The organism is Acidovorax sp. NO-1 (genome assembly GCF_000238595.1).
Classification (GTDB): domain Bacteria; phylum Pseudomonadota; class Gammaproteobacteria; order Burkholderiales; family Burkholderiaceae_C; genus Acidovorax.
Genome location: NZ_AGTS01000046.1, coordinates 68950 through 80742, shown reverse-complemented (window position 1 = coordinate 80742; position 11793 = coordinate 68950). Strand labels below are relative to the sequence as shown.

The following is an 11793-nucleotide window of genomic DNA, read 5'->3' as shown; positions in this document are numbered from 1 at the left end:
GCTGGGCAAGGGCATGTGTGTGGTGCGCGTGCGCCACCGCCACTGCGGCAACCACTGGGGCAAGGTGCCCGAGTGCCCGCTGGGCCAGCGCAACGACGAGCTCCACAACAACTGATCCGCATTCACATCACAACAACGACGACGAGGGAAACACCATGAAAACACCGCTATGGAATGCAGACGGCCAATACTCCATCTTTCGCCTGCCCGAGGCGCTGACCTGCTGGCCCGCGCTGGGCGTGATGGCCGCATCTTTTCTGGCGGCTGCGCTGGTCTTTGCGCTCGGCGGCTTCATGGCCCGGCTGGGCTGGGTGTTTCCGCTGGTGATGTCCATCGTGGCGTTTGTGATTGCGCTGGCGGGCACCAGCGGCGCTGGCATCTGCCTGACCGACCTGGCGCGCCAGCGCCCCTACCGCAGCCCCGCCCGCTACCTGGTGGCCGGGCTGGCGTGCCTGCCCAAGTTGCTGGGCGCGGGCCTGCTCATGGTGCTGGCGGCGCTGGCCGTGCTGCTGTGCCTGGCCGTGGTGTTTTTCGTGTGCAAGATCCCGGTGCTGGGGCCGGTGCTGCTGGTGGTGGCGGTGCCGGTCGCGGTGCTGGTGGTGGCCGCCGCCCTGGTGGCCTGGTATGTCGCCACCTCCATCGCCGGGCCCGCCATCTGGGACGGCGAGCGGGTGCTGCATTCCCTGTCGATCGCCTGGCACATCACGCGCCAGTACCCGTTTGCCGCCATCGGCAAGATCGTGGGTGGCGTGCTGCTGTGTGCGGTGTTCGCCTCGATGCTGATGGGGGTGGTGTCGTTTGCCGCCTTCACGGTGGCGGGCGTGGGGGCCTCCGTCATGGGTGTGGGCATGCAGTTTCACCCGGGCATGCTGGCAGGCTACGGCATCGGCGGCCACATGGTGGGTGCAGGCATCGGCTTTTCGCTCGTGTTTGCGATGGCCACGGCCTTTGTGTTGCTGTTGCCGCTGATGGTGGGCGTACTGACCTGGTGCGAGTTCTCTGCGCGGGTCGATCTGCACAAGCTCCGCGAAGCCACTGACGAGAAGCTCCAGGACGTGAATGCCAAGGTTCAGGAGATGAAGGACAAGGCACGCGCCCCGGCGGCCGATGCGGCCCCCGTGCCGGCAGCATCGGCCCCGGTGGTGGCGCCGGTTGCTGCACAGGCAGCAGGGTCCGTGGAGGCGGCAGCCGGGTTTGCCGCCGCAGCAGCCCCTTCAGCCCCTTTGGCCCCTTTGGCCCCGGCAGTCACCCCCACCTGCCCGCAGTGCCATGGTGCCGTGGAGCCCACACACCGCTTCTGCGATCACTGTGGGCACAAGCTCACTTGAGCCGTTCGCACCCCCAACGTAACTCGCAGCCCCTGATGGGGTATGAGAAAAGCCTCACTCCACCGTGAAGTGCTCCAGCGCCGAATCCCCGGGGGGGTAGCGCAAGTCCAGGTTCTGCAGCACCTCGCGCAGCACCGTGGCAATCATCAGGTTGCGGTGGGTTTTGGAATTGGCGGGCACGATGGTCCAGGGCGCCCACGGGGTGTGGGTGGCGTTCAGCAGCGTGTCGTAGGCGCGGCGGTAGTCGGCCCACTGCTTGCGCACCTCGATGTCGCCCATGCTGAACTTCCAGTGTTTGGTAGGGTCGTCCAGGCGCTCCTGCAGCCGTTCGCGCTGCTCGTCAAAACCGATGTGCAGCAGGAACTTGAGCACGATGGTGCCCGTCTCGCTGAGCATGCGCTCGAAGTCGTTGATGTGCGCCAGCCGCTGCTGCTGCTGCGCGGGCGTGATCCAGCCGTTGACCACGGGCACCAGCACGTCTTCATAGTGGCTGCGGTTGAACACGGTGATGTCGCCCGCCTGCGGCACCTGCTGGTGAATGCGCCAGAGGTAATCGTGGGCGCGCTCGGTCTCGGTCGGCGCCTTCCAGCCCACGGCGTGCACGCCCAGTGCGCTCATGCGGCCAAAGACGCCGCGGATGGTGCCGTCCTTGCCCGAGGTGTCGGTGCCCTGCAGCACCACCAGCAGCTTGTAGCGGCGGTCGGCGTAGAAGAGGTTCTGCAGCACATCCAGCTCCTCGGCCAGGGCTTCGACGGCGGCCTTGTCATCGGTCTTGTTGCCGCCCGAAAACGGTTTGGCAGCGGGGTCCAGCGAATCCAGCGAGAACGACGCCGCGCCCGCACCGGGCTCGCCCGGCAGGCGCGGCGCACCGGGCTGGCAGCGCGCCCAGCGCTGTGCAGTGGTCTTGTCGCGGGCAGAAAAGATGGCGGCGGGCGAGGCGGTGTCTGGCACAGGGACTCCTTGAAGTGATGGCGGTGCCGCATCAGCGCACGCGGCTTGTCAGCGTACACCGCGCACCACGCGGTCGGCCAGCGGGTTTGTCGGCACAGTACGCTCACCGTTCGGGCCCGGGGCGCCTGTATTTGCTGCAAAAATAATAGCTTATGGCGCTTGCTGGATATGCGCTGGAGGCACTTTTGACCAGATTTTTACGTCAGCCTGCCATGCCATCCGGCGTGTTCCGCCGTGCCGCGCTGTCCCGCATCAGCGCCACAAAGCGGGCCGCGCCCAGGCCCAGGGGCCGCTCCTTGGACCACACCACATCCACCCACAGCGCAGTGCCGTTGCTCAGGTTTTCAAACGGCATCTCGATCAGGCGGCCGGCCTCGATGCGCGGCTGCACCAGCGCGCGCGGCTGCCAGCCCCAGCCCAGCCCGGCTTCGATCAGGCCCAGGGCGGCCAGGTGGTTGTCGGTGCGCCAGTGGTGGCGGGCAAACACGAAACGCGGGTCGGTCTGCGCCAGGTCGCGGCTGGCCACCACGATCTGGCGCGTGGTGGTCAGGTGCTCCTCGCGCAGCATGGCGCGCTCGGGCGACTCGCCACGCGCAATTGCCGAGGCGCGGGCGTCCTGCAGCACCGCGTGGTCGGGCGCCATCACGGCCACCAGGGTTTCGGTGCCCACTTCCTGAAAACCTTCGCGGCCGTCGATGCTGGGCCGCTCGAACACCAGCGCCAGCTGCGCGCGGCCGCTGTGCAGCAGCGCCAGTGCGTCCACCTGGGGGGCGGTCAGCACCTCCACCTGCAGCAGCGGGTATTCCGATGCCAGCGTGGCCAGGGGGCCTGTCCAGCGGGCGGCCAGCAGCTCGGGCGCGATGGCCAGCGTCAGCCGCTCTTCCAGCCCCTGCGTCAACGCCAGCGCTTGGGCGTTGAGCTGCTGCAGCTGTCCCGCCAGCAGCCGGGCCTGCGGCTCCAGCGCGCGCGCCGCCGCCGTGGGCCGGGGCTCGCGGCCGCTGCGGTCAAACAGCTGCACATCCAGTTCCGCCTCCAGGTGGGCAATGGTCATGCTCACCGCCGACGGCACCCGCGACAGCGCCCGCGCTGCGGCCGAAAACGAGCCGTGGTCGAGCGCCGCCAGAAACACCTGCACGCTGTCAGAAGAGAAGGCCATGGGCGTGGGTTATCAATAAAACTGAAATAAGCTGACTTTATATATCAGCTACAGGCACATACAGTGCAGGCCTTATGGATAAGCAACCCACCCTTTTCGGCCTGCAGGGCGTCAAGCGCCGACTGATATATGTGAGCCTGTACGAGCTGATCGCCATTGCCGCTGCCACGGCCGGTCTGGCCCTGCTGAGCGGCCAGGGCGCGGGCCATTCGAGCGTGGTGGCGGTCGCAGCCTCGGTCATTGCCATCGTCTGGAACATCGTCTTCAACTGGGCGTTCGAGCGCTGGGAGGCGCGCCAGCCGGTGCGCGGGCGCAGTGTGGCGCGGCGCGTGGCGCATGCCATCGGGTTCGAGGGGGGGCTGGTCTTCACGTTGGTGCCGCTGTTTGCCTGGTGGTTCGACATCACCCTGTGGCACGCGTTCGTGATGGACCTGGGCCTGATCGTGTTTTTCCTGTGCTACACCTTTGTCTTCAACTGGGTGTTCGACCACCTGTTTGGTCTGCCGGCATCGGCACTGGGCGCCCACTGAAGTGGCCCGTGCGCCGCGCCTTTGCCGCGCAGTGATGGCAAGCCGGTAAAATCCGGCGCTGCCCAAGGAGCGTTGCAGCGGCCCCCCAACCGGGTGGCCGTCAGGCTTGGGTACCGAAAGAGCCCCCGCAGGCCCCACCGCAACGACGCTCACCTGTTCTTCTGCTGTTCCTACAGGTGAGCCTTATGTCCGCTATCCCGTTGCCCCCTCCCATGAAGCTGTCCGGCCTGGAGCCTGTCTCCATCGGCGAGGGCACGCTGTTCGTCAACATCGGCGAGCGCACCAACGTCACCGGCTCCAAGGCGTTCGCGCGCATGATCCTGAACGGCCAGTACGAAGAGGCCCTGGCGGTGGCGCGCCAGCAGGTGGAAAACGGCGCGCAAGTCATCGACATCAACATGGACGAGGCCATGCTCGACAGCAAGGCCGCCATGGTGCGCTTTCTGCAGCTGATCGCCTCCGAGCCCGACATCGCGCGCGTGCCCATCATGGTCGATAGCTCCAAGTGGGAGGTGATCGAGGCCGGGCTGCGCTGCATCCAGGGCAAGGGCATCGTCAACTCGATTTCCATGAAGGAGGGCGTTGACGAGTTCAAGCGCCAGGCGCGGCTGGTCAAGCGCTACGGCGCCGCGGCCGTGGTCATGGCGTTTGACGAAAAGGGCCAGGCCGACACCTACGAGCGCAAGATCGAGATCTGCGAGCGCGCCTACCGCGTGCTGGTCGACGAGGTGGGCTTCCCGCCCGAAGACATCATCTTCGACCCCAACATCTTCGCCGTGGCCACGGGCATTGAAGAGCACAACAACTACGCCGTCGATTTCATTGAGGCCGTGCGCTGGATCAAGCAGCACCTGCCGGGCGCCAAGGTGTCGGGCGGCGTGTCGAACGTGTCTTTCTCCTTCCGTGGCAACGACCCGGTGCGCGAGGCCATCCACACCGTGTTCCTGTTCCACGCCATCAAAGCGGGCATGGACATGGGCATCGTCAACGCGGGCATGGTGGGCGTGTACGACGACCTGGAGCCCACGCTGCGCGAGCGCGTGGAAGACGTGGTGCTCAATCGCCGGCCTGATGCCGGCGAGCGCCTGGTCGAGATCGCCGAAACCGCCAAGAGCGGCGCCAAGGACGAGAGCAAGAAGCTCGAATGGCGTGGCACGCCGGAGCACCCCAAGACCGTGGGCGAGCGCCTGTCGCACGCGCTGGTGCACGGCATCACCGACTTCATCGTCGAGGACACCGAAGAAGCCTACCGCGACATCCTGGCCAAGGGCGGGCGCCCGCTGCACGTCATCGAAGGCCCGCTGATGGATGGCATGAACGTGGTGGGCGATTTGTTTGGCGCGGGCAAGATGTTCTTGCCCCAGGTGGTGAAAAGCGCGCGCGTGATGAAGAGCGCCGTGGCGCACCTGCTGCCCTACATCGAAGAGGAAAAGCGGCAGATGGAGGCCGCCGGTGGCGACGTGAAGACCAAGGGCAAGATCATCATCGCCACGGTGAAGGGCGACGTGCACGACATCGGCAAGAACATCGTCACCGTGGTCTTGCAGTGCAACAACTTCGAGGTGGTGAACATGGGCGTGATGGTGCCCTGCCACGAGATCCTGGCCAAGGCCAAGGAAGAGGGTGCGGACATCGTCGGCCTGTCGGGCCTCATTACCCCCAGCCTCGAAGAAATGCAGTACGTAGCCGGCGAGATGCAGAAGGACGCGCATTTCCGCACCAAAAAAATCCCCCTGCTCATCGGCGGCGCCACCTGCTCGCGCGTGCACACGGCCGTCAAGATCGCCCCGCATTACGAAGGCCCCGTGGTCTACGTGCCCGACGCCTCGCGCAGCGTGAGCGTGGCGCAAAGCCTGCTGGGCGATGGCGTAGAGAGCTACGTGGCCGAGGTGAATGCCGACTACGACAAGGTGCGCACCCAGCACGCCAACAAGAAGGCCACCCCGCTGTGGCCCCTGGCCAAGATCCGCGCCAACAAGACGCCGGTGGACTGGAGCACTTACCGCCCCACCGTGCCCCGCGCACTGGGCCGCCGCGTGTTCAAGAACTTCGACCTGGCCGAGCTGGCCCGCTACATCGACTGGGGCCCGTTCTTCCAGACCTGGGACCTGGCCGGCCCGTACCCCGCCATCCTCACCGACTCTGTGGTGGGCGTGGAAGCCACGCGCGTGTTTGCCGACGGCCAGGCGATGCTCAAGAAGATCATCGAAGGCCGGTGGCTCACGGCCAGTGGCGTGATGGCGCTGCTGCCCGCCAACACCGTGAACGACGATGACATCGAGTTCTACACCGACGACACCCGCACCGAGGTCGCCATGACCTGGTACGGCATGCGCCAGCAGGCCGAAAAGCATGTGATCGACGGCGTGACCCGCCCCAGCCGGTGCCTGGCCGACTTCATCGCGCCCAAGAGCAGTGGCATTGCCGACTACGCGGGCATGTTTGCCGTGACGGCGGGCCTGGGTGTGGAGAAGAAGGAAAAAGCCTTCATCGACGCGCTGGACGACTACTCGGCCATCATGTTCAAGAGCCTGGCCGACCGCCTGGCTGAGGCCTTCGCCGAGGCCCTGCACCAGCGCGTGCGCACCGACCTGTGGGGCTACGCAGCGGCCGAGCAGCTGAGCAACGACGACATGATTGCCGAGAAGTACCAGGGCATCCGCCCCGCGCCCGGCTACCCCGCCTGCCCCGACCACAGCGCCAAGACAGACCTGTTCCGCGTACTGAACGCCGAAGAGATCGGTATGAGCCTCACCGAAAGCCTGGCCATGATGCCGGCTGCCAGCGTGAGCGGCTTCTACATCGGCCACCCTGACGCCGTGTATTTCAACGTCGGCAAGATCGGCGAAGACCAGCTGCACGACATGGCGCTGCGCCGGGGGATGGACGAGAAGGTGCTGGCGCGGCTGCTGGCGCCGAATCTTTAGACTGCTATTGAATCAATAGCTGTTGGCGCAATCTGGATAAGCGCTGAGGCCGTATTTGATCCGATTTTTTCACTTGCTCTGGGTGAGCCATGCTCGCCGGGCTGGCGAACGGCACATCGTAGAGCCCGCACCGTATTGGATCACTGAAAACAACTGTTGATTTGTGAATTGAAAAAACAGTCTTTTGATTGTGAAACAACAATTACTAAGCTGTTTTCTTCAAATACAGCTTATAGTGCGTGCCTCCAGCCATAAGGACTTGGCGAGGTTCAATTTGCGCAAGTCCAACCCGCCGCGCCCATGGAAGACTTCACCGTTCGCACCACCGAGCAACTGCCCCAGTTGCTCAAGGCTTTTCGCAAGGCGGCCCACCTCACGCAGGCTGATGTGGCCATGCGCCTGGGCGTTACCCAGCAGACGGTTTCAGCGCTGGAGCGCAACGCCGAGACGGTGAGTGCCGCGCGGCTCATGAAGCTGATGAACATCCTGGGGGTGGAGTGGGTGCTGCGTGCAAAGCCTGGCGCTGCATCGGGCCCCCCATCAGACCCCACCGCACCCACGTCAGGCAGCTCCGCAGACTGGTAAGTCATGAACACGCCCGTACGCAGCAGCAAGTCCCTCGGGTTGTGGATGAATGGCCACTTCGTGGGCACCTGGAGCCTTGAGTCCGGTGGTGATGTCTTGCAGTACGACAGCGAATGGGTGGCATCGCCGCTGCGCAGGCCGTTGTCGCTCTCGCTGCCTTTTACGCCGGGCAATCGACCCCACAAAGGTGATGTGGTCCGCTTCTATTTTGAGAACTTGCTGCCCGACAGCAAAGACATCCGCGAGCGCGTTGCGCGCCGCTACCAAGTGGGGTCTACCGACGCCTACACGCTGTTGCGCGAAATTGGCCGCGACTGCGTGGGCGCGCTGCAGATCGTCCCGACAGGCGGTACACCGCCCACCGACCTGCGCGTTCAGGCTGAGCCGTTGAGCGATGCCCAGGTGGCGCAGGTGATTCGTTCTACCGTGCAACCCGCCGCCTATGGCGACAGAGAGGTGCGAGACGACTTCCGTATCTCCATCGCGGGCGCACAAGAGAAAACGGCGCTGACCTTTTGGCAAGGCCGCTGGTGCCGACCGCTGGGCGCAACGCCCACCACCCATATCTTCAAGCTGCCCATGGGTGTCATCGGCAACCTGCTGCTGGACATGCGCCACTCGGTCGAAAACGAATGGCTCTGCGCCCAGCTGGTGGCGGCCTTTGGGTTGCCCGTGGCGCACTGCGAGATGCTGCAGTTCGAAGACCAGAAAATTCTGGGCGTGGAGCGCTTCGACCGGCGTTGGGGACAAGGCGAGCAACTGCTGCGTTTGCCGCAAGAAGACATGTGCCAGGCCACAGGGACCTCGCCGGTGCTCAAATACGAGGCCGATGGCGGGCCTGGCGTGGACCGCATCATGGCGCTGCTCGACGGGTCTGCGGAGCGCGAACGGGACCGCTACCGATTTTTTATGGCGCAGTTGTTGTTCTGGATGCTGAGTGCCACCGACGGGCACGCCAAAAATTTCAGCCTTTTTTTGCGTCCGCAGGGAGCGTTTGAGATGGCACCGTTGTACGACGTGCTCTCCGTCTACCCCATGCTGGGGGAAGCCCCAGGAAAGCTTTCAGCGCACCGCGCACGCATGGCCATGGCGGTGCGCTCCAAAAACGCGCACTGGCAGGTGAACAAGATTTTGCTGCGCCACTGGCAGGCCGTGGGCGCCCGCTACGGCATCGTCTCCCCCAGGGGTTTTGGCGTGGACGACCTCATCGAAAAAGCCGTGCAACACACCCCCGCGGCGGTGCAGTTGGTGCAAACGCAGTTGCCCCAGGGGTTTCCTATGGAAGTGGCAGAGCCGATTTTTAACGGCCTGCTGGACGCAGCCCAGCGTTTGGGCCGGGCGTTCGGTTGATCAGCACCCCCGGGAGCACCCTGGCTTCGACACGCTCAGCCCGACACGGATCATGGGGTCGCGTTCAGCCAAATCTTGCTGCGATTTTGCAAAAATGATAGCTGTTCGCGCTTGTGGAATAAGCGCTAGATGCCAATTTGGACTGCATGACGGACTTTCCTCGGAAATCTCCCGCAACACCCCTCTAACCGTCGGGCTGAGCCTGGAGACACCCCCTCAAAGAAACTGCGCCCGAACCCCCACCATCAGCCGCCGGCCTGCAGCCGGCTCAAAGAATCGGCCGTTGCCGTCGTTCACGATCAGCGTGCCCGCGTAGCGGCGGTTGAACAGGTTGTCCACCCGGGCCCAGACCTGCCAGCGCGTGCTGCCCGGCGCCGCGCTGCCCAGTTGGTAGCCGGTGTGCAGGCCCGCCACGGCGTAGCCGGGGGCCGAGGCGGTGTTGGTGTCGTTGGCAAACACCGCGGCCGCAAGATGCAGCGTGCCGCCCAGCTGCCAGCGCGCGGTGGCCGCGTAGTCCGCCGACAGCAGCGCCGTGTGCCGCGCCGTGCCCGGCAGCCGGTTGCCCGCAGCCACAGCCGCACCGCCCGCACCGGCAAAGGGGTTGCCAAAGTAGGCGTCCAGGTAGGTGTAGCTGGCCCGGTGCGTCCAGGCGCCCACGCTGGCGCGCCATGCCAGCTCCAGGCCACGGCGGCGCACGTTGTCCACGTTTTGAAAGACCGAGCGGCCACTGACGGTCTCCACCGGCACGATCTCGCCCTGGCTGCGGGTATCAAACCATGCCAGATCCAGTTGCTGGTTCTGGCCGCGCCACTTGGCGCCCACCTCCCACTGGCGGCTGCGGGCGGCAGAGAGGCCGAAGTTGGGCCCGGTGTTGCTGCGGCTGTAGGCCATTTCGGCAAGCGTCGGCGTCTCGAAACCCCGGCCGACGTTGGCGTAGAGGTTGAGCGTGTCGGTGGCGCTCCACACCAGCCCTGCGGCCGGGCTGGTGTGGCGCCAGGTGCGTGCGCCGCTGTCGTCGGGGTTGGCGGGGGTGATGAAGCGGTCGTTCACCTGCACGCGCACCTGGCTCGCCCGCACGCCCGCCACGGCGCGCCAGCGCGGTGTGATCCACGCGTCGAGCTGGGCGTGCAGATCGGTGTTGGCGGCGCTGTCGCGTTCGTTGCGCCGCAGGTCGCCCCGGGTGCCTCCCTGGTTCACGAAGCCCTGGCGGTGTTCGGACATCCGGTTCGCCTCCAGGCCCACCGTCCAGGTCAGCGGCAGGCCCGAATCCGTGCGCAGCGCACGGGTCCACGCCAGGCCGACACCATGGTAGCCCCGGTCGAGGTCCACCACGCCGCCCGCGCTAGTTGCGCCTGCCCCGCTGAAAGACAGGTACTGCGTCAGCTGGCGGGTGCCGCCATAGGCACGCAGCTGCAGGCTGTCGGTGGGGCTGAGCTGGCGCTCCAGCACCACACCCAGCTGGTTTTGCGCCACCGCCTTGCGGGTATCGAAGGCGGTGGCCACGGCGGCCACCTGCCGTGGCGCGCTCTGGAACTGCAGCAGATCGAGCCCCAGCGGGTCTTGCGCCAGCGGCTGGTCGTACAGGTTGAGCATGGCGGTGAGGCGGGTGCGTCCATCGGGGCGTGCCACCAGCTTGCCGTTGACGTGTGTGCGCCGCGCCGCGCTGTGGTCGCGCCAGCCGTCCGTCTCCAGGTGTGAGACGCTCACCAGCCCGCCCAGCGTCGGGGCGCCCACGTCCAGCGACGCATCGACCAGTCGCAGGCCATAGGATCCCCGTGCCACGCCAGCCTGCGCCGCACCGCCGGGCTGAGGGTCGCGCGTGGTGACCTGCACCACACCCCCGGCAGCATTGCCATACAGCTGCGCCAGTGGCCCGCGCAGCACCTCGACCAGTGCGGCCGAGGGCAGGTGGGCCGTGGCGGCCTGGCCCTGGCCGTCGGGCATGCTGGCAGGGATGCCGTCCACCAGCACACGCACCCCGCGCACGCCAAAGGTGGAACGCGCACCAAAGCCCCGCACGGCAATCTGAAGGTCTTGCGCGTAGTTGCCACGGTCTTGCGCCACCACACCCGCCTGCCCGGCCAGCAGTTCTGACAGGTGCACCAGCGGTGTGGTGGCCGCAAACCCCTCCACCGCCACGCTGGTGTGGCTGGCGGCGCTGTCAAACTGGCGCTGTGCCTGGGCGCTATCGATCACTTCGACGGTGGCCAGGGCCGGAGTGAGGGCGCCGGGTGCATTGCCTCCACCCTGCGGCACAGGCACCTGGGCCTGCACGGCCGCGCAGGCGCCGCCTGCCAGCAGTGCCGCGAGGAGGCCCTGGCGGCGCCAGCGCGCTGCGCTCACCCCTGAGCCCCTGCCGCCATCTCCAGCTGCATCATGATCATGTTGACCAGGGTGTGCACGGTGGGGCGTCCGGTTTCGATGATGTAGTGCGCGGTTTCACGGTAGAGGCTGTCGCGCACCGCGTAGAGCTCGCGCAGCTTCTCAAGGGGGTTGCCGCCCTGCAACAGCGGGCGTGTGCGGTCGTGCTTGACGCGCCGGTAGATCTCTTCAGGGGCGGCACGCAGGTACAGCACATTGCCAAACTGGCGCAGGACCTCGCGGTTCTCGGGCCGCAGCACGGCGCCGCCGCCGGTGGACAGGACCATGCCGCCCGGCTGCGCCGCAACTTCGGCCAGGGCCTCGGACTCCAGGTCGCGAAAGCGGGCTTCGCCCTCGGTCTCAAAAAAACTGCGGATGCTGGTGCCGATGGACTGCTCGAGCAGGTGGTCCAGGTCGATGAAGGGGACGCCCGCCCGGTGGGCCAGCTGTCGCCCGATGGTGGATTTGCCCGAGCCGGGCATGCCGACCAGAGCGCAGCGAATCTGCATAGGTGTTGTCCTGTGTACGTGCGGCGCGTGGGGTGTGGGCCAGTGTGTGCGTGCCTGCATCCGCCGCGCGCTGCCCAGTGTAAGGGCGGTGCCGCG

At 66.2% G+C, this 11793-nt stretch carries 9 protein-coding genes and 1 riboswitch; of the genes, 5 read left to right on the top strand and 4 right to left on the bottom strand.

Annotation, left to right across the window (positions count from 1 at the left end; genetic code table 11):
- The first annotated feature begins 155 nt into the window (after nt 1-155).
- Complete coding sequence (locus KYG_RS04800) at nt 156-1328, top strand: zinc ribbon domain-containing protein (RefSeq protein WP_008903713.1); 1173 nt, start codon at nt 156-158, stop codon at nt 1326-1328.
- A 54-nt stretch (nt 1329-1382) separates the two neighbouring features.
- On the opposite strand, the gene KYG_RS04795 is transcribed toward KYG_RS04800, so the two are convergent.
- Complete coding sequence (locus KYG_RS04795) at nt 1383-2279, bottom strand: polyphosphate--nucleotide phosphotransferase (protein ID WP_008903712.1); 897 nt, start codon at nt 2277-2279, stop codon at nt 1383-1385.
- A 202-nt stretch (nt 2280-2481) separates the two neighbouring features.
- Nucleotides 2482-3435, bottom strand: coding sequence for a LysR family transcriptional regulator (locus KYG_RS04790; protein ID WP_008903711.1), 954 nt, complete (start codon nt 3433-3435; stop codon nt 2482-2484).
- 74 nt (nt 3436-3509) lie between these two features.
- Here KYG_RS04790 and KYG_RS04785 point away from each other — a divergent pair, with 74 nt between their 5' ends.
- The 4 genes from KYG_RS04785 (at nt 3510) to KYG_RS04770 (ending at nt 8827) form a co-directional block, all read left to right on the top strand.
- Nucleotides 3510-3965 (top strand): PACE efflux transporter, encoded by a 456-nt coding sequence (locus KYG_RS04785; RefSeq protein ID WP_008903710.1) that lies wholly within the window; start codon nt 3510-3512, stop codon nt 3963-3965.
- A gap of 58 nt (nt 3966-4023) precedes the next feature.
- Nucleotides 4024-4123: riboswitch (S-adenosyl-L-homocysteine riboswitch) on the top strand.
- 54 nt (nt 4124-4177) lie between these two features.
- Nucleotides 4178-6892, top strand: coding sequence for a methionine synthase (gene metH, locus KYG_RS04780; RefSeq protein ID WP_008903709.1), 2715 nt, complete (start codon nt 4178-4180; stop codon nt 6890-6892).
- A gap of 300 nt (nt 6893-7192) precedes the next feature.
- On the top strand, nt 7193-7477 hold the full coding sequence (locus KYG_RS04775; RefSeq protein WP_008903708.1) for a helix-turn-helix transcriptional regulator: 285 nt from the start codon (nt 7193-7195) through the stop codon (nt 7475-7477).
- 45 nt (nt 7478-7522) lie between these two features.
- Nucleotides 7523-8827, top strand: a complete 1305-nt coding sequence (locus tag KYG_RS04770; RefSeq protein ID WP_008903707.1) for a type II toxin-antitoxin system HipA family toxin — start codon at nt 7523-7525, stop codon at nt 8825-8827.
- Between the two features lie 216 nt (nt 8828-9043).
- Here KYG_RS04770 and KYG_RS04765 read toward each other — a convergent pair whose 3' ends face one another.
- Both KYG_RS04765 and KYG_RS04760 read right to left on the bottom strand, forming a co-directional pair.
- The gene (locus tag KYG_RS04765; RefSeq protein WP_008903706.1) at nt 9044-11170 is read right to left on the bottom strand and encodes a TonB-dependent receptor; all 2127 of its coding nucleotides are present in this window, start codon (nt 11168-11170) and stop codon (nt 9044-9046) included.
- Entirely contained in the window at nt 11167-11697 is a 531-nt protein-coding gene (locus KYG_RS04760; RefSeq protein ID WP_008903705.1) for a shikimate kinase, read from the bottom strand. Before KYG_RS04760 ends, KYG_RS04765 begins: the two co-directional genes overlap by 4 nt.
- Nucleotides 11698-11793 lie beyond the last annotated feature (96 nt).

What these genes read in the sequence shown, in the direction of transcription:
- KYG_RS04800 (WP_008903713.1), top strand. Translation starts at nt 156, where the DNA reads ATGAAAACACCGCTATGGAATGCAGACGGCCAATACTCCATCTTTCGC.
- KYG_RS04790 (WP_008903711.1), bottom strand. Translation starts at nt 3,435, where the DNA reads ATGGCCTTCTCTTCTGACAGCGTGCAGGTGTTTCTGGCGGCGCTCGAC.
- KYG_RS04785 (WP_008903710.1), top strand. Translation starts at nt 3,510, where the DNA reads ATGGATAAGCAACCCACCCTTTTCGGCCTGCAGGGCGTCAAGCGCCGA.
- metH (WP_008903709.1), top strand. Translation starts at nt 4,178, where the DNA reads ATGAAGCTGTCCGGCCTGGAGCCTGTCTCCATCGGCGAGGGCACGCTG.
- KYG_RS04775 (WP_008903708.1), top strand. Translation starts at nt 7,193, where the DNA reads ATGGAAGACTTCACCGTTCGCACCACCGAGCAACTGCCCCAGTTGCTC.
- KYG_RS04770 (WP_008903707.1), top strand. Translation starts at nt 7,523, where the DNA reads ATGAATGGCCACTTCGTGGGCACCTGGAGCCTTGAGTCCGGTGGTGAT.
- KYG_RS04760 (WP_008903705.1), bottom strand. Translation starts at nt 11,697, where the DNA reads ATGCAGATTCGCTGCGCTCTGGTCGGCATGCCCGGCTCGGGCAAATCC.